Origin of the sequence: Chryseobacterium indologenes (assembly GCA_016025055.1) — a bacterium.
Taxonomy (GTDB): Bacteria; Bacteroidota; Bacteroidia; order Flavobacteriales; family Weeksellaceae; genus Chryseobacterium; species Chryseobacterium indologenes.
This window is the reverse complement of the sequence record CP065590.1, coordinates 4,609,880-4,630,530: the sequence shown is the minus strand read 5'-3', so window position 1 is coordinate 4,630,530 and position 20,651 is coordinate 4,609,880. Positions and strand designations below refer to the sequence as shown.

Below are 20,651 nucleotides of genomic sequence, written 5' to 3'. Positions count from 1 at the left end.
TTATCAATACAGTTTTTGATCCTTTTCGCAATAAAAGCTTCTTCTTTTCCCTTTACCGGTTTGTTTTTTGATCAGTTTCTGCCCGCAGACAGGGCATAGAGATTTTGTATGAACGAGCCAATGTTTTTTCAATGTAAACTCCCTTTTCCATCTCAGGAAATCAAAGCTGTAATTTCTCGCCTCTGCAATGAGCTCATTAAGCTTTTTCTTGGGTAAATTTCCCAACAGACTCTCAGGTTGGACTCCGATTCTGAAAAGTACTTCATTCTTAATAATATTTCCCACACCAGAAAAAATATCCTGATCCATCAAGGCATCACAGACCATCATGTCGGGGTGCGATTTTAATTTCTTTTCTGCTTTTTTGGGATCCCATTCGTCGCTCATAATGTCAGCTTTCCAATCAATGGTGGTAAGGAAGTCCATTTCAACGGCTTTAACGGAACAAGTGTAAAAATACATGGCGCCTGCGGAGAAGAAGAGTGCGAGTCTCAGGCTTTGATCGGGTTTTGTTTGTTCATCAATGCTGTACGACCCAAACATTAATAAATGAATCCGGATCACCGATCTTTCAAAAACAAGATAGGTTTGTTTCCCGAATGTACGGATCTCAAGCAGAATTTGTCCAAGTAAAGGCTCTTTATCAAATTTAGCATTGCCTGAAGCTTCTGTAACTTGTTTTCCGACAAATGGCTGCAGACTTTCTTTCATTAAAATTATGGAGGGACCTTCAGGCATGGTATTTATTTTCAGATAAAACTTCAAATACTATTCCGTTAAGCAAAAATACCATTTACAAGAATAAAAAAGGTCAGAATCTCCGGAATATTCTGACCCGTGGTATATATTTACTCTAAGTTTTATCGTTTTTGCCCTACAAATCGAATAACAGAACCTGTTCCGTTATGAAACAGGCCTTCTTTAAGCTCAATTTCCACTTCTTTAAGCTCTTTAATTTCATAATCAGGAAAATCGGCGCTGATTTCCTCTATTGAAAATAATGATTCAAGATCTCTCGGCCCGCCCACTTTTTCATTTTTTGTGACATATCCGAGATGTTTCTTACTGAAAGCTTCAAAAATAACGAATCCACCTTTACGGAGATATTGATCCAGCATCCGATGCACAGCAGATTTTATATCTCCGGGAAAATGAGCATAGATCAATGCAATGACATCAAATTGCTGTTTATTAAAACGAAGAGTCTGCAATTCTCCCACCTGATAATCGATGCTTACGTTGTTTTTTGCAGCAAGTTGCAATGCTTTGTTTCTGCCCTGTTTACTGATATCGAAAGCTGATGCTTTCCAGCCCTGAATGGCAGAATATACAGAATTACGCCCTTCACCGTCTGCCGGGAATAAAATAGTTCCGGGTTTCAACGATGCCAGTTTTTCTTGTAAATACAGATTGGGTTCAGTTCCGTATACAAATTCTTCCTGAGTATATCTTTCATTCCATTTCTCAAGCCAGGTATGATCTCTCATTTATAATAGTTTTTATTTTCCCTCAAATGTAAGATGTTTTTGCCTGTAATGATCAACGTAAAAAACTGTGGTAACAATAGATTTTTTGAATGATTGTATATATTTAAGAAATCTCCCGATGCTATTCCATAAAACTAAAATTTGGAGTAATTTTGAAAAATGATGAATTTAAACCAGATTTTTACCAATCAACGTACAGGAAACAATCCACATACTAAAGCTTCAAGAACTGATTTTCAAAGAGATTTCGACAGAATCATCTTCTCATCTGCCTTCAGAAGATTGCAGAATAAGACACAGGTTTTTCCGCTTCCCGGAAGTGTTTTTGTACACAACAGGCTGACGCATTCACTTGAAGTGTCGTCTGTAGGAAGAAGTTTAGGGAGTATAATTGGTGAATTCATTGCCGAAGATTTCAAAAATGACCTTACTGAAGAGGCAAAAAACTTCTACCTGTATAATTTAGGGAATGTGATTGCTGCAGGATGCTTATGTCATGATGTAGGTAATCCGGCATTTGGTCATTCCGGTGAAGACGCTATTGCGAGCTATTTTGAAAGAAATGAAAAGGACCTGAAAGTCAAATTCAATGATAAAGAATGGGCGGATCTGGTCAATTTTGAAGGTAATGCCAATGCCATCAGGGTGCTGGCTCAGCAGCAGCAAGGAAAAGATGCCGGCGGTATCCAGCTTACCTTTTCAACATTGGCAAGTATTGCCAAATATCCATGTGAAGCGATTGCCAAGAAAAAAGGAATTATCCACCGTAAGAAATTTGGTTTTTTCCAGAATGAAAAAGATATTTTCCTTGAAATTGCCAAAGGAACCCAGCTTATATCAGAAAGTGAAGAGCCTTATATATTTAAAAGGCATCCGTTTGTCTGGCTGGTGGAAGCTGCCGATGATATCTGCTATAATATTATCGATATGGAAGATGCCCACAGGCTGGGAATTGTCTCTACTTCCGATTGCGAAAACCTTTTCTTTGAATTGGTAAAATCAGAAAGTAACGATATTGATCGTGTTAAGAATAAACTGACTTCCATTTCTAATGAAAATGAAAAGATCTCCTACCTTAGAGCAAAAGCGATCAATGCCTTAATCAATAAGTCTCTGGAAATCTATAAACAAAATTTCAAAACCATTCTTGAAGGAAATCTCGGTCAGGGACTTCTGGATATTTATAAATCAGAAAATTCTGCCCTGCAGGATATAGAATCCTTTTCTATCGAAAAGATTTACAACCACAAAGCCGTTGTCGAAATTGAGAATGCGGGTTACAATGTAATGTACGAATTGCTTGACCATTTCATTCCTTCTATCCTGAAACCTGAAGATGAAAGAAAGTCATATGATAAAAAAGCACTGAAGTTGCTCCCGAGACAATTCGTCTATGAAAACGGAACAGACTATCAGAAAGTATTGGGAATCATCGATTTTGTTTCAGGAATGACGGATAATTACGCTACCGATTTATACAGAAAGATTAAAGGAATTGATATCGGGATGACCGTTTAATTTGAAAATAAGTGGTATATTTATAGAAATCGCCAACCATTGTAAAATCGTTTTTTCCTTTTAAGGTTAAAATTGATGAAGATGATTAACGAAGCGTATATTTTTAACGACTTATTATAAAAATTAAACCATGGGTATTTATCTTGCTCCCGTTATCTTTTTCGGGCTAATCATTTTATTTGCATCGTTTTTTGTGGTAAAACAAGAGACTGCAGCGATTATTGAACGTTTTGGAAAATTTCGTGCTGTAAAACATTCCGGGCTGCATCTTAAGCTTCCGATTATTGATCAGATTGCCAAAAGGCTTAATCTCAGAATTCAACAGCTCGATGTGATGATTGATACAAAAACATTGGATAATGTTTTCATCAAAATGAAAATTTCTGTTCAGTATCAGGTCATCCGAAGCCAGGTCGGTGATGCCTATTACCGATTGGAAAATCCGGAAAATCAAATTACTTCTTTCGTTTTTGATGTGGTGCGTGCTGAAGTTCCAAAGCTGAAACTGGATGATGTCTTTGTAAGGAAAGACGATGTTGCTATTGCTGTAAAAAGTGAACTTCAGGACGCGATGAACAGCTATGGGTATGATATCATCAAAGCTTTAGTTACAGATATCGATCCGGATGAGCAGGTAAAACATGCGATGAACCGTATCAATGCGGCAGAAAGGGAAAAAACAGCTGCGGAATATGAATCCGAAGCACAAAGAATCCGTATTGTTGCCGTAGCCAAAGCAGAAGCAGAGTCTAAAAAATTACAGGGGCAGGGAATTGCAGATCAAAGAAGAGAAATTGCCAAGGGCCTTGAAGAATCCGTACGGATGCTGAATAATGTAGATATCAATTCACATGAAGCATCAGCGCTTATTGTGGTGACCCAACATTATGATACTTTGCATTCGGTAGGAGCGAGTAACCGGAGTAATCTGGTTCTTCTTCCCAATTCTCCGACTGCAGCCAGCAATATGCTGAACGACCTGGTTGTAGCGATGACCACTGCCAATACAGTGGGTGAGGCTACAAAAGGAAAGTATCCGGATCCGCCTAAGAAAGAAACGGGCTACTAGATAGGAAAATTGAAAGTTGAAAGTTTTGGTAGCCAAAAGCAGTGGGAAGGTATAAATATTTTTCAGATCGGCTTAGATAAGTTGACAGGTATATTTTCTCTCTGATACTAATTTTCAGCCTTGCATCGAACCTGTAAAATAAAAAAATCTCCTGAAATTTCAGGAGATTTTTTATATAATTACTTTTTCGTTTTAGAAACTTGTTCTACCAATGTGTATTTTATAGAAGAGGCGTCAGCCGGAGGATTAGCTATTTTTTCTGTTTTTACCTTCAGAACATATTCATAGCCAGGTTCGTATGTGAATCCTTCAATATTGCTGTAGAAGTTGGTCCAGTTTTCTGAAGCCTTTTCCTTTACCTGCATACATTTCATACGTCCTGCCCCTGCAGAGCAATCTACGGTCTGAGAACCTACAATAATTGTTTTCTCGTCAGCAGACAAAGCCTCTTTTTTTACTTTAGAAACCTGCTTTACAAGAGTGTATTTTATGGAAGATCCATCAGCCGGTGGGTTAGCTATTTTTTCAGTTTTTACTTTTAAAACATATTCATATCCAGGTTCGTAAGTAAATCCTTCAATGTTGGTATAGAAATTCGTCCAGTTTTCAGATGCTTTTTCTTTTACCTGCAGACATTTCATAGGAGCTACACCTGTACAATCTGCAGTTTGTGGTCCTACAATGAACGTTTTTTCATCAGCTGAAGATAAACTGCTGGTTGTAGTACATTGTGTCATTGCAAATAATGCCAATGCGGGTGCTGTTCCTTTTAGAATTGTTGCTAAAATTTTCATAAACTTGATTTTTACGCCATACCTCGCAATTACCGTGCCGAAATTTTTTCTGAAAGTGTCGTAGTTCTGCTATTGTTTTTTCATTTTTTAATTGTTTAATTTGAACTTCTTACTATTTGTAACCAGAAGACATAATTTTTACAATAAATATGGAAAATCAAATTCAAGTTGAAAATTATAAGATTCAACAACCTGAAATGTGGGCAGGAACTATCGGAGACCAGGAATTACAAGACCGAATCAAGGACTCTGAATTTGCGAAAAAACAGATTAACGAAGGACGGGATTACTGTTATTTCCTAGACAAAAAATATTACAGCAGCAATACAGAGAACAGTGAGTACATCTTTATGGCTTACACTCTGAATGAGCCCGGGAACTTAGAAAGAGCTTCTGTTTCCGATGTTATTGTCGAAGAAAATGAAGTTTATCAGATCCACAGAATCAGTGTTTTAAGAGATGGGGTGCTTATTGACAAAATCCCGGATACCAAGATTAAAGTACTGGACAGCGAAAATCAAAGCAGCGGCGGTGTTTTAAGCAGTAATAAAAAAATCAATATTACAATAAAAGATCTCAGGCTGTATGATGTTTTAATTTTAGAAGATACCAGGGTAAAAGTATTTACGGATCGTGATTTTCTGAGAAAAGCATTTTCAAAATATGTATGGGTGAGTCCCGATAATTATTGGGCTTATGGTAGCTTTACGTTTACATTCATCAACGAACGTGAACAGACAATAGCGTACAAAAAGACGTTCTTCAGGGATGAGATGGGAAATGTTCTGGAACCGGAGATTAACCATTTAAAGAAAGGAGAACAATTTGTTATTGAAAAGCAGAATTATATCAATCCTGTAGACTCGGGACGTGAAATATTTCCTTACATAGATTTTGCTACAGAAAGTAATTGGAAAGACCTTTCAAACTATATTACCCCGATGTACGATGAGGTTATCAGCCAATCTTCAGTCAAAGATTTTGCTCCTAATCTTATTGAAAAGCTGGATGCCATTTCGGATATGGATGAAAAACTTCAGTTTGCGATTGAGTATGTTCAGAATCATATCTATTATGTATTCAATGCTGACGAGATGAATGGGCATAAGCCACAGGAACCGTCCGTAACGTATGAAAATAAGCAGGGAGATTGTAAAGCAAAATCTGTCCTGTTAAAAGTTATCCTTGATTATATCGGAGTTGAAGCTTCTGTGGTATTGGTTAATTTCAATACCGATTATTATATTAAATATTACCTTCCATCATTATTAAGCTTTAATCATGTTGTGGTAAAAGTGAATTATAAAGGGGAAGAATATTTTATTGATGCAACAGTACGTGATGAATTCGGGTTGATTGAAAACAGAGGATTTATGTATTTTATGCATTATCTGGAGGTGAAAAAAGACCAGGAGTTGCAGGTAAGGAAATCTTACAGGTTTCCGTATTACTGTGTGAACGAAAAAGTTGATTTCAATGTTCAGGGCAATTCCGGAAAACTTGATCTGGTTACCATTTATAAAGGGAATCGTGCCAATGCGATGAGAAGGTATTTTAAAAATACCAACAAACGAGAAATCATCGACAGCTGGAACAGTTTCCTGTTTTATAGCCTGAATTATTCCAACGACAGGAACGGAACCGATGTCAGAAATATATTCAAAGATGCTGCTATTGAAGTAGAAAGTGATGATAAAAAACTGAATGAAGTAAAGATCCGCTATACAGCTACCGTTGAAAATCCGTATTATGTAGATCCGCAGAAGACGCGTTTTCTTATGTACTTTGACCGAAACCTTGTAAAGGCAGCAGCAAGGGATTTTATGCATAAAGACCTCCCTTTCTGGCATAATTATGATAGTGAAAAGTATGAAATCAACCTGTATACAGACCAGAAAATTGATACAGGAGAGAAATATACGGTGCAGGAAAGTACCATAGCGAATCCTTATTTTGACTTTAAAAGCCGTAAGAAAATTGCTAAAAACGGAGCCAGTGTGTTTATCGAATATAATCCTCTTGTAAACCTCGAAATTCCGCAATCTGAGTTTGAAAGGTTCAGGGAAGATCATCATACGGTTGCTGACAGTAATTTCGGGCTGGGAATTGATATTATCGAGCCGGGATTGTTAAATAGTCTGAAATTTAGCTTTAAGAAAAAGTTTAAATAGTAATCTACCTGATTTTGAGAATTCGGGGGCAGCGAAGCTGCCCCCGAATTCTTTAGACACCATGAGCGGCGGGTAGAATTTACTTAATTATTGTATCTTCGCCTGAAATAGCTCCACTTCAACAAATTTAATAATGTATAAAATATTACCTGTTGCTTTTCTTATGGCAACATCTTCTTTAATCAGTGCTCAACAGAAGCAACTTAAAAAAAAATGTCATCGGTTTCTGGAAACTAAAAGAAGCCGGTTTCTATGAAAATAAAAAGAAAATCGTTAAAGATTTTGACAATTGCCGCCTCATGAGGAATTATGCAATCCGTGAAGACGGTTTTGCGGTTTATAATTATATTGAAGGAAGTGTAGGGGATTGCAGTCCGTCCGAACCGAGACTTTCTCTGTGGAGGATTATAGATGACAGAATCCAATTTTATGTGGACGATAAGAATATTCTCGAAGAAGTGGTAGTGACTTTTAATAAAGATAAAACCATGACATTTTCTGATTACAAACCGAAGCCCGTTCACGTGGATGGAGATAAGCTGGCAGAAAAAGTAATGAATACCATTCATTACAATATTCTCGAAAAACAATACTGATAAGATGTGGCAGGCATTATTCTCTTTTGCACTGTCTTTGTTGATAGCAAAAATTAGGATACATTACGGTCAAAGTAAATTGCCGCGAAGTATTGAATTTGCGGCAATTTAATTATACCTGCTGTACATTAACTCATAAAGAAATTAGTCTTCTACCGAGGTGCTCTGAGGCTGTGGACTATTGTCTCTGAATTTTTGTTTACCAATCAACAACTCAAAAAATAACCTGAAATCTGAAATCAGAGACCACAACGGATATTTGAATGTGGCAGGCTTATTTCTTTCAATTACTGCGTGGCTGAACCAGGCAAATCCATAGCCAAAAATAGGGACGTACCATAGAAATCGTTCTTTTCCCGAACTGATGACATAACCGATCACGAAAAAGACAAGCAACGTACCTATAAAGTGGAAAATTCTTGTCCCTGTTTTACTGTGCTCGGTAAGATAAAACTGATAAAATTCCTTGTATGTTTTTATTCTTTCAGACATGGCCAAAATTAGTTTAGGGTTTACCCAGGATCTGTAGCAATAAGTTTGCCGCTTTGATAAAACAAAGAAAGGGCAAAACTGCCAGAGGAAAATGTAATTATTACCTGTTTGCAGTTTTGCCCTTTCAGTATAGTGCAGTTTTAATTTTAATTATTTCTTAATTCTTTTCCGAGTTTACTGTTCTTGTATCCGTAGAAGAAGTAAATAACCATCCCGACCAGGAACCACATCCCAAACCAGAACCAGTTTTCATGGCTCATCCCGGTAAGCAGGTACAGACAAGAGCTTAGCCCGATTAAAGGGATTAATGAAAGGTTTTTCACAAAGGCCACGATACACAAGATCAGATTAATGACAATAAAGAAGAAAATAGACGCTCTGAATTCTCCCTCCTTAGCATCCGACCAATCCATTAATGTACGGAAAAATTCTGGTTGCCAATAGTAGAAAGCGATCAATCCACCGATGAAAATAACAGGGAATATGATTTTACCATTTACATACGGAAGGTGAAATCTGCCTTTGATTTTTTCTTTGGCAGGAAGTACAAGAACACCTGCACATACCAGTACGAACGCGAAAATAGTTCCGATACTCGTGAAATCAAGGATAAAGGTCTTATCTGTAAATAAAATAGGGATCCCTACTACAATTCCGGTAACAATCGTCGCATAAGAAGGAGTTTTGTATTTTGGATGCACTTTCTGAAACCTTGCAGGCATCAGCCCGTCACGGCTCATCGCATACCAGATTCTCGGTTGCCCCATTTGGAATACCAATAATACTGTCGTAATCGCGACAATAGCCACAAAGGAAACAACAAGCTCCATCCAGGCTACATTAGCGTTGGTTTTCTCAAATATAAATGAAAGCGGGTCACCTACACCATCAAACTTTTTGTAATCTACCATCCCCGTTAGGACCAATGTTAGAGCAATATAGATGACAGTACATAAAACAAGTGAAATGATCATTCCCTTGGGAAGGGTCTTCTGTGGATCTTTTGTTTCTTCCGAAAGTACACTCAGGGCATCAAATCCTATATAAGCGAAGAATACCCCAGATACGGCACTCATTACACCGGCAAAACCATTAGGCATAAACGAAGGAACTCCTGTCGTAGGACTTACGGGCGTCCAGTTATCAGTATTGATATAAGCAAACCCAACCAGAATAACCAAAACAATTACCCCCAGTTTTAGAATCACTAAAGAATTGTTGAAATTTTTACTTTCCTTTACTCCAACATAACAAAGCCATGTAATTAGGCCGTTGATCACCAATGCAGGAATGTCTACAATGAATTTCAGGCTTCCGATCATAGGAGCGGTTTTCCAGGCGTTTAAAAGTTCTTTATTTTCGGAGCCGTTTTTAACAGCTTTCATCGCTTCGGTATAGCTGCAGGTCAGATAATCAGGAATGTGCATTCCCAAACGGCCTAAAAAGCTGGTAAAATAATCCGACCATGAAAAGGCTACATAGATATTACCAAAAGAATATTCCATGATCAGTGCCCAGCCGATGACCCAGGCAATCAATTCCCCAAAACTCGCATAGGCATAGGTATACGCCGAACCGGCTGTAGGAATCCTGCTGGCAAATTCAGCATAGCATAACGCCGTAAAGCCACAGGCAAAACCACAAATCAAATATAGAAGGATTACACCGGGACCCCCTCTGAAAACGGCTTCCCCCAAACTACTGAAACTTCCAGCTCCTATAATCGCCGCAATACCAAAAATACAATGTCCCATACACCTAAGACCCTTAAAAGTCCCGTTGAAGTATCTGTATCTGAATAGATTTTTCTTCTAAAAAGTTGACTCATTCAATAACTATATTTGATTTGAAAAAAAGCAAATGTAATGATTTTTTATTTTGATGTTAACAGTTGTTAACGACATTTGGATAAAATTGCTTGGCAAACAACCTTTAGTCTTTATAAACAGGTATTTCCACATAGCTGTCATTGTACCATTTGATCTCTAAGGGTTTCCCCGCATCCTGAACCGTTTCATCACTCACATTTTTACCGGTTCCGTAATTGATCTGCCAGTTGGGATTCTTGTTAACACCTACTAATAGTAATAATTTACTTCCTTTTTCTATTTTTTTACTCATGAATATTGAGTTATTTACAGGAATTTGCTCAATGACATCCGGAGTCAAAAGCTTTCGTCCAGCATTATCTTTTGCATAGCTTGCTCTTACCATGTGTGTTGATAATAAAAAAGATTTGCCGTCAGGTTGTATCTGATAGAGTGAAGTTTCAGTATCAAAATCTTTTTTGTTAATGGAAACATTAAAAAATCCTGATATATTTCCACTGAAGATCATCTCTTTATCAAGTACTTCACTTTCAAATACAATTGAATTTGTTGTTTTAATGCTGTCTTTTTTACCGGATTTATAATAGGTGTCTTTATCATCCCTGATCGTGAAATCAACGGTTTGACTGGTAAAGTCTTTTTTCCCGGGTTTATTAAATACTGATGAAGTGTTTTTCAGATCTTGAAGATAAAACTTGAGGGTGGACGTGTGCATTTTATCAAGACCGGATACATGTTTCCATGTATTGGTGTTCATAACCTGAAAATTGATCCTGTCTTTTAACAGATCAGGCTTTTTACCCCCTTTTAGAATATAATCGAACCATGAAAATGCAAGATCGTCAATACTAATACGCGCCACAGGATCAATAGGATTGCCATTCACGTAGGTGAATCCGAAACTTTGTGCCCCTCCATGATTATAAGGACCAATAACCACATAATGGTCTGCATTTTTATTATATTGATGATGTTCCTTATAGTAGTACAGAGCACCAATCTGGTCATCATCATAATATCCGGTTGTCGTTAAGATCGGGATATTTATTTTACTGAAATCTTCCTTGTAAGGAATCATTTTCTGCCAGTATTGGTCATAGCCCGGATGATCCAGCCATCTCTGAAAGATTTTGCTAGGCTTACCGCTTATCGAATCAAGCGACCGGAATGCTTTGCCACTCTTATACCATTTTGTATTGATGGAATCCCATTTTGCAGCATTGGTAAAATCTGCTTCATCTGTCAATTTATTATTGGTAACGTACTGTATCCACTGCAACATATAGCTCATAAAGATATTGTTCTGCGCAGGATAGTCGATTCCGATACCTACTGCAACCTGCGGAACTATTGTTTTTAATGCAGGGTGTAGTTTCTTTACAGCAGCCCACTGGCTGAAACCCAGGTAGCTTCCCCCGATCATTCCTACTTTTCCGTTGCTCCATGGCTGTTTGCTCACCCAGTCTATTACATCATAGATGTCTTCCGACTCGTGTTCAAAAGGATTGTTTACGTTATTACTGTTTCTTTTTCCGCGGGTATTGACTACAGCTCCTACATAATTATACGTAGCAGCTCTTTTTCCAAAAAAATCATCTATCTGGCCTGCATAGATATTGCTCGTCAGAATAACAGGCAGTGGAGTGGTATTCTGCTTTTTCCTGACAATAGTAATCGTTAAGGTATTTCCGTTTTTTAAGGTAATATCCTTGGTTTCTGTAATGAACCTTTCTTTATCTTTTGAAACCAGCAGTTGCATAACCTGTGGTTTAATTCCTGAGAAGGTTTTGTAACTTACATAAGCTTTACATAAAGCCAGGGCCGTTTTATAATCAATACTATCTTTATCTTTTTGTTTATTCAATATTTTTTAAATTGCTTTCTTGATTCCGGCACATTGGCGTCCAGACTTAGTCCCAGTCTGGGAGTCAGCTTTTCAGGAAGGCGGTCATATTTTTGATTAAAGACTTTCTGAAGTGCATTGGAAAAGGTCATATTATTTTCCTTTTGGGCAAGTTTAGCCCTGCTATACAATTCAAATCCCATAAGTCTGTATCCGCCCATATTGTGATCTGCAAAAAGAGATCGGTTTTCAGAAAGGCTTGCTATTGATTGTTGATAATCCTGAGTGGCCATCTGTAGACGGAAAAGGTTGTCCAGATAATCAACTTTGTTTTCAGGTTTGTACTTTGCCGACTTAAGCTGAGTGATTACCTTCAGTGCAAGTTGAGGCATCTGTTTATCCAGAATAACAGAGTCTGTGACTGCCGTTTTCGGAAAATAAAACTTTTGTGCCTGGATCAGGTTGACAAAAATTAATGCTAAAAGTATCTTAAATTTCATGTCAGAGGATGTTTATGGTATGTTTTTAGCTGCTGTTGAAAGAGTATCGGGTCAAAATATGTTTTTGATACCTGATTGTTAAAATTGTTTACATTTTTTAGCAAACTAAAGTAAGAAATTTTATCATGATACAGTGAAATGATTTTCATTGTTGTTAAATCATTATTTTAGGTTTTACCTCTGTTAAAACTTGCTTAAACAATAAGTTTTTAATATTTTCGTTAACTTATTTAGACTAATTTTCTTATATCAAGAAGAATGAAATCAAAAAAAATACTTTTAGCGGCTGCTGTGATCTATTTCGGAATCTCCGATGCCCAACAGTCCCAATATTTTACCCAGAAAGAAAATTATAGATTCAATCTAGCTGAAAATCTTTATCAGACAAAAATATACAACGCCTCCCAGTATGAATACGCAAGACAATACTTCTATAATCAGAATTTGTCCCGTTCAAAAAAGGAAGGCGCTCAATTTTTTGATAATGTGATTGGAGTTATTCTTCAGAAAAACCATGCTGAAGAAGGGTTAACGGCTTTTATCAAAGAATATCCGAATTCTGCTTATTTTGCGCAGGCTAATCTTCCTCTGGCGGATTACTACCTGGCTAAGAAAGACTTCGATAAAGCATTGGAAACTTTGAAAAAAGTAAACCAATATCAGCTTTCAAAAGAGGAAAACACGCAGTACATTCTGAAACTGGGATATGCCAAATATATGACAGGAGATTCTAAAGGAGCCATTGATGCTCTGGAAGAAGCCTACAAAACGGCAGATCAATCTCAAAAGGGAGACATCGCTTATATGCTTGGGCATTTATACTACAGCAACAGACAGAATGATAAAGCTTTCCAATATTTTGATTCTGTAAAAAATGATGATAAATTTTCAAAGCTGGTACGTCCTTACTATGTACAGATGTACTACAACGATAAAAACTATGATCAGGCAATCTCTGAAGGAAATGCTTTGTTGAACGAAAGCATTTCGGAATCTTACAAAGCTGAGGTTCATAAAATCATCGGGGAGAGCTATTTTATGAAGAATGATTATAATGCTGCATACCCTCACCTGAAAGATTACCTGAATGTACAACAAAACCCGTCCGAAAACGATTTGTATGAAATGGGATTCGTTGCCGCTCAGTTAAAAAATATGATGAAGCGGTTTCTTATTATAACCAGCTTCTGAACAGTAACTCTGCACTGGCACAAAATGCTTACTATCAATTAGGAAATGCTTATCTGGCGGTAGATAAAAAACAGGAAGCCCTTTCTGCATTCCGTTCTTCTTACCAGATGGATTATGATGCCAAAGTGAAAAAGCTTGCTCATGAGCAATATGCAAAACTGAGTTATGATATCGGAAACCCGTTTGAAAGCCCGTCAGCAGTTATTCAAAGTTATATCAATGAAAATCAGAATGGTGCCAATGCTTCAGAAATGAGATCTCTGCTGGTGAAATCATATCTGTATTCAGGAAACTATAAAGAAACCTTGAACGCCATCGACAGGCTGCAAAGCTCGACTCCTGAAATCAATAAAGTAGACCAGGAAGTTTCTTATTTATTAGGAACAGAGGAATTCAATAAAGGGAATTATGACGAGGCTGAAAAGTATTTCTTGAGAAGTCTCGCTTTTAATATCAATAAAGAGTTTAACAGCAGGGCATTGTACTGGCTGGCTCAGGTCTATTATCAAAAAGGAAATTATCCTTCTGCTATCGTTCGTTATGAAAAGCTTCTGAACGAGAATTTCCCTGAAAAGCAGCAATTACCTTATGATTTGGGGTATGCTTATTTTAAATCGAAAAAATTTGATCAGGCTTCCACTTATTTTAAACAATATCTGGCCAATCCAAAACCTGAGTTTAAAAATGATGCCGAACTTCGTCTCGCAGATATCCATTATGCCAATAATGATCTGAACGAAGCGATCGCTATTTATGATAAAAATGCTGATGCTACAGATTATACTTTATACCAAAAGGCTATGGCTTTAGGATTTAAAGGAGATACGCAGGCGAAGATCAATAATCTGAAAAACCTTTTATCAAAATATCCGGATTCGGAATATTATGATGATGCTCAATATGAAATAGGAACGGCCTATGCTGCTCAGGATGATTTTGCCAATTCCAATGATTATTTTGGAAAAGTGATTAAGACTTCTTCAGACAAAGATCTCATTGCCAATGCTTCGATCTACAGGGCACAGAATTACATCGACCAGAATCAGAATGATAAGGCACTCTCTGAACTGACAGCTTTGGGAGAGCAGTATAAAAATACCGCTTACGCTCAAAAAGTTGTTCAGGCGGCAAAACCAATTTTCACAAAGAACGGGGATGTTGCCGGATACCAGAACTTTGCCAGAACTATCGGCGTGAATGTTGACGCCTCTGAGATCGATGAGATCAACTTATCTACGGGAAAACAATATTTCTCTAAGAAAGATTATAAAAACGCAATCTCTTATTATGAAAAATATCTGACGCAAAACCCTACAGGCGAAGGATTGTATCAGGCGAAGTATGAACTGGGAGAAAGTTATTACCAGACCAACAATTCAACAAAAGCTTTACTTGTATTGCAGGAAGTGGCTGGGATTCAGAATGATTACCAAGATGACGCGCAAACTCGTTTAGCTCAGATTTTTATAGCACAAGGAAACACCACGGAAGCTAAAAAGTATCTTGAAGGCATTAAAAACTCTTCAGATATCAGTATTAAAAACTATGCTAATGTGGAGTTGATGAAATTATATGCTGAAGAAAAGAACTTCTCCGAAGCTGAAAAACTGGCGAATGCCGTAATTGGTAACTCCAAAAACTCAGCAGCTGTGATCGAAACGGCAAAAGTAATCAAGGCGAGAAGTCTGATGAATTCGGGGAAAGATAAAGATGCTCAGTCTGCCTATGCTCCTCTTGAAAAATCATCCAATACCTCGGTAGCAGCAGAAGCGCTGTACGCAAAAGCATACTATCAGAATAAAGGAAAAGCGTTCAAATCTTCGAATGAAACAATCTTTAAACTGGCCAATAATTATGCATCAGAAGAATATTGGGGTGCAAAAGCGCTGGTACTGATGGCGAAAAACTATATCGGGCTGAAGGATAATTACCAGGCAAGTTATACATGTGACCAGATCATTGCCAACTATAAAGATTTCCCTGAAATCGTAGCTGAAGCTAAAGAGGTTAAAAAGCAGATTAAAAAATAGGATTGAAGATGTTTAAGATAAGTGCCTATTCTTTTTTAATTTCTGCTTCGCTCTGGAGCTGTATCTCAGCCTATAATGTTTCTTCTAAAGAGTTTAGAAAAGCAAAGGCGGATTTTCCAAAACAAAAGGTTTTTGTGGCTAATAAGAATCTTAAAAAGAATTTGAAATTCTAAAACATTCCAAGATTTATGATATTGTAGAAGACAGTACTCAAGTGATGAAAATAACATTGCATCCTATGGAAACCCGTACTCCGGCATGTGGAAATCCAATGATCGGAAGTATGATGACATTAGGATTGGTGCCTTCAGGGTTTCCCTATGATATTTCTTACAGCTATGATACTGTTGAAAATAATACAACGAAAAATTATCAATACAAATTACAGGTTTATCAAAGCCTTTGGCTGTTTAATATATTCAGACTGGGCAAAACTTTTTCAAAACAGTCAGGGAAGGCTTTATTAGGCAGTTATATTGCTTCCAATAAATAAAACCGTTATATTTTTCAAATAAAGAAAATATGAACAGAAAAATTCAATTATTATCCATATTATTTTTAGGGGTTTCGCAGTTTGCGTTTTCCCAGATCAAGGAGGAAAAGCTGGTTCTTAATAAAAAAGAGAGCCGGAAGTGAAGAAGATCGAGAAGAAGAAAACTTCCGTGGAAACTATTAAAAATTATCCTCCGGAGGAGAAGTCTCAGAATCCTGTCAAATACAATATTACAGACGTTCCTGCGGTTTCGGATTTTAAAACTTCAACGATCCAGGGAGAAGATGTAGCTCCTAAATTTGACGGAACTGCCCAGAATAATTATTTCCAGTTCGGAATGGGTAATTATGGAAAAATCCTGTTGGATGGGAATGTTTCCAAAACCCTTGAAAACAAAATTGAAGTAGGAGGTGATGTTCATGTTTTATCGACCAGCGGTCTTAAAAAAGATTACGACTGGAAATCAAAACAGACATCCGCGGCTTTTGCTGCTTTCCTTAATTCTTATGGCGAAAAAGGGAAATTCAATGTAAATGCCGAATATGGTTTAAATAATTATAATTATTACGGAATTTATGCTATGCAGCCTTCTGCAGATGTTGATCTGAAGCAGAATGTAAATCAGTTTAAGGTCAACGGATATTACGACTTCTATTCCAATGAAATTTTAAATGATGTACGAGTGAAATCTTCTTTCCTGAAAGATCATTTCAGTGCTTCAGAAAATCAGGTTTCCGTGCTTGCAAATTTTTCAAAACATGCGGTAGAACTCGGGAAATCAGGAATTAATCTTAATGCCGATTTAGGAGTAGGACTTGAGTCTGTAAAAACAGATTTTGAGTTGCTGGATAAAAACTCTTCCAATTTCTTTAATACCAATTTAACTCCGAAAGTAACTTTCAGAAAAGGCGAGTCTTATTTGATGTTAGGATCAGGATTTTCTTTCCTGAATGCTAAAAACTCAAACAGACAAATGGATGAGCTGAAGAACAATAAAACGTACTGGTTTCCACAGGCTGAATTCCAGGTAGCTGCTGCTAAAGAATTTAAATTCTATGGTGGAGTAGACGGTGGTCTTAAACTCAATACGTATTCTGATCTTTTACAGGCTAATCCTTTTCTTGTTTCTGACCAGTATCTAAAGCCAACAGAAACGAAATATCATTTCTATGTGGGATTAAGAGGAGATATCGATGAAACATTGAAATATGACTTCTCTGCAGGATTCGGAAAAATGAAAGACATTATGTTCTTCAGGGCTAACGGACTTTTTGATAATACATCAGTGAATCGTTCCGCATATAACTTTGCCAATACATTCTCTGCCGTTTATGATGATGGAAATGTGAGCGATATTAAAGGTAGTATTCAGTATTTCCCATTAGCAAACTTGATTATTGACGGGGATTTAAGGTTTACAAAATATAATTTAAAGAATTTTGACAATATTTATAACGTTCCTTTGTTCAATGCGAGCATCGGAGCTAAATATACAATGCTGGATAAAAAATTATTACTGGGCTTCAAAGGAATCTTTGCAAGTGACAGAACAACAAACTCTTATGCGATCGAAGGTATAGGCGCTCCTAATGTAATTTATCAGTCTACGGAGAACACGAATGATAAAGTTGGGGGGTATGCTGATTTAAATCTTTCCGCAGAGTATAAAATTCACAAAAATTTCAGTATTTTCGCACTCGGAAATAATCTTCTAAGCTCAAAATACCAGACGTACAAAGGATATAAAGTCTTGGGTGCTCAGATTCTGGGAGGAGTGAAGATCACTTTCTAAGTCATAAAAAAGCAGTGAATGATAGGTAATCGTCTTATTTTCATTACTTATCATTCATTACTAATGAATACGGCTGCATAGTTTAATGGATAGAACTTCGGATTTCGGCTCCGACAGTGAGGGTTCGAATCCTTCTGCGGTCACAAAGCTCCTTTTTTAAGGGGCTTTTTTGTTTTTATACCCGGCGTTTTATAAATCAACTGCATACGTAAGCACCGGAAAAAGGCAACCTCCAATCATTTTATTGTAGTCCCTGATACTTTTTTATCATTGGGTGGTCTTTTTATTATTATTTTGATTACTCAGTTTTCCGCGGCAAATCATGTTGGGAGATCAGCAGGATTGACAAGTTGATATTCAGTTTTTATTAATGATTTATTGCAGGAATTCATGGTGTCCGCTCTTATTATTTAATTAAAACCTATACATACATTATTCTTAAGTCATAAACCTTGCTAGAACTAAGGTCGCATCATGAAGATTCCGGCTGCTTGCATTGGCAAAAATGATGGATTATATTATTATATTCTGAAATCCGTTAACTATATTTGTGAATAAAACCAGTGTTTATAGGTGTTTTTTGGATTTTTACTTTTAATTTAACTGTTTTTAACAAAATTTTATATTTTCAATTGATTTTTTGTTTACATTTACTGAACAAAACTAAAAACCAAAAACTCATGAAGAACATTCTACACTCAAATTTCTCTGAAACTTGACAATTCTCCTATTGCAATAGTTGAGAACTGTTATTATTACATTAAAAAAATAATCATCAGACAATACTTTAAGCTCTTTTCAGACCTTGTTGTGTTGTTATTAAAACCACCATTTATATGAATACGATCTCCTGTAGGAGAATTTTCATGATGGCTATGCTGTCGTGTTCTTTCTCTGCATATTCCCAATTGGTAGGATCTGATGTCCAGCTTTGGGAAAAAACTAATTCCAGCTTGCGGGAAGCCACCCGATGTCCGGATGAGAATTTATTAAACTTTCATTGCGGCATCAAGGACAAACTTCTCAAAAAGTATATTAAATACAGTAAAAATAAGAGCCATACAATAAGCCTGGTTCATACTTCAAAGGAGAATGAACTTATCTGGAATAATGCTGATAAGAACGTTTCTCTAAGCAATAATTCTTATGTAAAAGGTAAAAACTCCAAAGAATTGAGTAGGCGTCCGAGTATTTTTTTCTTTTTGGCGAATGCCGATCAAAGAGAAAAGGTGGATAGTTTGAAAATCAAATTTGAAGACCAGAATCTTTATGAAATGATTTTTTTCACGAAGAAAGCAAAGGCAATGGATCTTAATAAAATCCATTCGTATCTGTCTATCAAATATGGGATTTCCTTGGAAAAAGGAAAATACTACGGCAGTGACGCTAAAGTAATCTGGGATCCGGAAAAACATAAAGATTACAACTATCGACCCACAGGTCTTGGAAGAGATGATGGAAATGAGCTCTATCAGAAGCAATCTACAAATCAGGCAGATTTGTTTCTGACCATCGGGATGAACGGTATTGCCAGAACCAATTTTGAAAATGCGACCACACTTGACAACAATAATTTTGTAATGTGGTCGGACGATAATAAAGCAATGGCTTTAAAAACAGATCGGGACTTAGAAGTTTTGGAAAGAAATTGGGAAATTGATTTTATTGGAAACAAAGTCCCCAAAGCGGATTACAGTGTAAGGATTTTAAAAGATGCAGTCAATCCGAAATCCTTTCCAATTGCTTATTGGATGTTACTTAAAATAGATAACGGAAAGATTCAGCGAATTCCAGGTGTGGAGAATGAAAAATATGTCACTTTCAACAAAGTAGAATTCGTGGACGCTTTCGACTCGGCAAATAAAGCTTACTTTACTTTTGCGGTTGGTCCGAAGGATCAGAAAGGTAAAGAACAGGATCCGAGATCTGTTTCCGGTTCCGGAAACTTATATGGGGAAAAAGATCTTTCATTAGACGTAAGCTCAATAAATCTTTATCCTAATCCGGTAAAAAAAGATCAGAATTTTACCATTGTTTTTCCTAAGATGGACAATCTGGTTATTTCAATTTATGATGCAGGAGGTAAGTTAATAAAACTGGAAAAAATAAGCAGTTCTGTAGGTTCATATACCCATCATCTTCCTGTGCAAAGTGCTTATTTAATCAACCTTACTCAGAACGGAAAAAATATAAAAACTTTTAAACTAATCGTTGACTAAGCTTAACCATGAAAATACATATTAACAGAGAGTCTTTTACAAAAAGATCAGTGCTCTTCGTATGCTTTTTTGCAAGTATGTTCATATTTGCGAGCTTTACGAAAGAAGACCGGCAGAAAGTTCGGTCCTTTAAACTTCGCATGATGGAAAAATATGTCTATCATTCGAAACCAACGGATACAGATTCAGCAGAAAGTTTAGAACATAAAAATCCTGAACATAAGAATGCTGATATCATTAAAAAGGAAAATAAGGAGGAGACAAAGGCAGAAACTCCATTCAAAGTTATATTTCCGGACCATAAAAAATTGGAAAACATTTTTAGTTCCGAAGAAAAACAGGGAACAATCGGAGAATTTTCCGATGAGGAATCTGATAATGCCAAGGATAACTTCTTTACCATTACCATTCCTGAAATAGGGAAACAGAATGTAAAAGCATACCTTGTGTATGATCTTTTCGGATTGGATTCTTACCATTCCGTTTCCAGATCAATCAATAAGAATATTGCTTTTGGTGGAGATATTATTGTGGCAGGCAGCAAGTGGAGTAGTCAAAAGAAGAAATTCCATTACATTCATTAGAAAAAGGAAAAAATACAATCCTGTTCACTTCCTCTTTGAATGG

The 20,651-nt window shown here is 36.7% G+C and carries 11 protein-coding genes, 1 tRNA gene and 5 pseudogenes; 10 read left to right on the top strand and 7 right to left on the bottom strand.

Annotation, left to right across the window (positions count from 1 at the left end; genetic code table 11):
• Positions 1-3: 3 nt before the first annotated feature.
• The gene (locus tag H3Z85_21370) at positions 4-738 is read right to left on the bottom strand and encodes an endonuclease (protein QPQ51738.1); all 735 of its coding nucleotides are present in this window, start codon (positions 736-738) and stop codon (positions 4-6) included.
• Between the two features lie 122 nt (positions 739-860).
• Positions 861-1,487, bottom strand: coding sequence for a class I SAM-dependent methyltransferase (locus H3Z85_21365; GenBank protein ID QPQ51737.1), 627 nt, complete (start codon positions 1,485-1,487; stop codon positions 861-863).
• A 162-nt stretch (positions 1,488-1,649) separates the two neighbouring features.
• Here H3Z85_21365 and H3Z85_21360 point away from each other — a divergent pair, with 162 nt between their 5' ends.
• Positions 1,650-3,005 carry a deoxyguanosinetriphosphate triphosphohydrolase gene (locus H3Z85_21360; GenBank protein QPQ53972.1) on the top strand — a complete coding sequence of 452 codons (1,356 nt, stop codon included), beginning with the start codon at positions 1,650-1,652 and terminating at the stop codon, positions 3,003-3,005.
• 130 nt (positions 3,006-3,135) lie between these two features.
• Complete coding sequence (locus H3Z85_21355) at positions 3,136-4,074, top strand: SPFH domain-containing protein (GenBank protein QPQ51736.1); 939 nt, start codon at positions 3,136-3,138, stop codon at positions 4,072-4,074.
• A gap of 179 nt (positions 4,075-4,253) precedes the next feature.
• On the opposite strand, the gene H3Z85_21350 is transcribed toward H3Z85_21355, so the two are convergent.
• Both H3Z85_21350 and H3Z85_21345 read right to left on the bottom strand, forming a co-directional pair.
• On the bottom strand, positions 4,254-4,448 hold the full coding sequence (locus tag H3Z85_21350; protein ID QPQ53971.1) for a DUF4377 domain-containing protein: 195 nt from the start codon (positions 4,446-4,448) through the stop codon (positions 4,254-4,256).
• 75 nt (positions 4,449-4,523) lie between these two features.
• Positions 4,524-4,868, bottom strand: a pseudogene (locus H3Z85_21345) (DUF4377 domain-containing protein).
• A 149-nt stretch (positions 4,869-5,017) separates the two neighbouring features.
• Between H3Z85_21345 and H3Z85_21340 the strand changes: the two are divergent.
• Positions 5,018-7,039 carry a hypothetical protein gene (locus H3Z85_21340; GenBank protein ID QPQ51735.1) on the top strand — a complete coding sequence of 674 codons (2,022 nt, stop codon included), beginning with the start codon at positions 5,018-5,020 and terminating at the stop codon, positions 7,037-7,039.
• A 185-nt stretch (positions 7,040-7,224) separates the two neighbouring features.
• Positions 7,225-7,635: a lipocalin family protein gene (locus H3Z85_21335; GenBank protein ID QPQ51734.1), complete on the top strand. Its 411-nt coding sequence runs from the start codon at positions 7,225-7,227 to the stop codon at positions 7,633-7,635.
• Between the two features lie 144 nt (positions 7,636-7,779).
• On the opposite strand, the gene H3Z85_21330 is transcribed toward H3Z85_21335, so the two are convergent.
• The 3 genes and pseudogenes from H3Z85_21330 to H3Z85_21320 all read right to left on the bottom strand — a co-directional run bounded on the left by H3Z85_21330 (position 7,780) and on the right by H3Z85_21320 (position 12,299).
• Positions 7,780-8,127: a DUF962 domain-containing protein gene (locus H3Z85_21330; GenBank protein ID QPQ51733.1), complete on the bottom strand. Its 348-nt coding sequence runs from the start codon at positions 8,125-8,127 to the stop codon at positions 7,780-7,782.
• A gap of 146 nt (positions 8,128-8,273) precedes the next feature.
• Positions 8,274-9,955, bottom strand: a pseudogene (locus tag H3Z85_21325) (amino acid permease).
• Between the two features lie 104 nt (positions 9,956-10,059).
• Positions 10,060-12,299: pseudogene (locus tag H3Z85_21320) on the bottom strand (CocE/NonD family hydrolase).
• Between the two features lie 258 nt (positions 12,300-12,557).
• Between H3Z85_21320 and H3Z85_21315 the strand changes: the two are divergent.
• The 6 genes and pseudogenes from H3Z85_21315 (at position 12,558) to H3Z85_21290 (ending at position 20,608) form a co-directional block, all read left to right on the top strand.
• Positions 12,558-15,520, top strand: a pseudogene (locus H3Z85_21315) (tetratricopeptide repeat protein).
• A 217-nt stretch (positions 15,521-15,737) separates the two neighbouring features.
• Complete coding sequence (locus H3Z85_21310; GenBank protein ID QPQ51732.1) at positions 15,738-16,013, top strand: hypothetical protein; 276 nt, start codon at positions 15,738-15,740, stop codon at positions 16,011-16,013.
• A gap of 29 nt (positions 16,014-16,042) precedes the next feature.
• Positions 16,043-17,805: pseudogene (locus H3Z85_21305) on the top strand (TonB-dependent receptor).
• A 71-nt stretch (positions 17,806-17,876) separates the two neighbouring features.
• Positions 17,877-17,948: transfer RNA gene (locus tag H3Z85_21300), tRNA-Arg, on the top strand.
• 693 nt (positions 17,949-18,641) lie between these two features.
• Positions 18,642-20,024 (top strand): T9SS type A sorting domain-containing protein, encoded by a 1,383-nt coding sequence (locus H3Z85_21295; GenBank protein ID QPQ51731.1) that lies wholly within the window; start codon positions 18,642-18,644, stop codon positions 20,022-20,024.
• Positions 20,025-20,032: 8 nt separating this feature from the next.
• Entirely contained in the window at positions 20,033-20,608 is a 576-nt protein-coding gene (locus H3Z85_21290; GenBank protein ID QPQ51730.1) for a hypothetical protein, read from the top strand.
• Positions 20,609-20,651 lie beyond the last annotated feature (43 nt).

Bases quoted from the DNA above. Each gene is read 5' to 3' on its own strand.
- H3Z85_21310 (QPQ51732.1), top strand. From the start codon at position 15,738: ATGAAAATAACATTGCATCCTATGGAAACCCGTACTCCGGCATGTGGA.
- H3Z85_21370 (QPQ51738.1), bottom strand. From the start codon at position 738: ATGCCTGAAGGTCCCTCCATAATTTTAATGAAAGAAAGTCTGCAGCCA.
- H3Z85_21340 (QPQ51735.1), top strand. From the start codon at position 5,018: ATGGAAAATCAAATTCAAGTTGAAAATTATAAGATTCAACAACCTGAA.
- H3Z85_21290 (QPQ51730.1), top strand. From the start codon at position 20,033: ATGAAAATACATATTAACAGAGAGTCTTTTACAAAAAGATCAGTGCTC.
- H3Z85_21355 (QPQ51736.1), top strand. From the start codon at position 3,136: ATGGGTATTTATCTTGCTCCCGTTATCTTTTTCGGGCTAATCATTTTA.
- H3Z85_21330 (QPQ51733.1), bottom strand. From the start codon at position 8,127: ATGTCTGAAAGAATAAAAACATACAAGGAATTTTATCAGTTTTATCTT.
- H3Z85_21360 (QPQ53972.1), top strand. From the start codon at position 1,650: ATGAATTTAAACCAGATTTTTACCAATCAACGTACAGGAAACAATCCA.
- H3Z85_21365 (QPQ51737.1), bottom strand. From the start codon at position 1,487: ATGAGAGATCATACCTGGCTTGAGAAATGGAATGAAAGATATACTCAG.
- H3Z85_21350 (QPQ53971.1), bottom strand. From the start codon at position 4,448: ATGAAATGTATGCAGGTAAAGGAAAAGGCTTCAGAAAACTGGACCAAC.
- H3Z85_21295 (QPQ51731.1), top strand. From the start codon at position 18,642: ATGAATACGATCTCCTGTAGGAGAATTTTCATGATGGCTATGCTGTCG.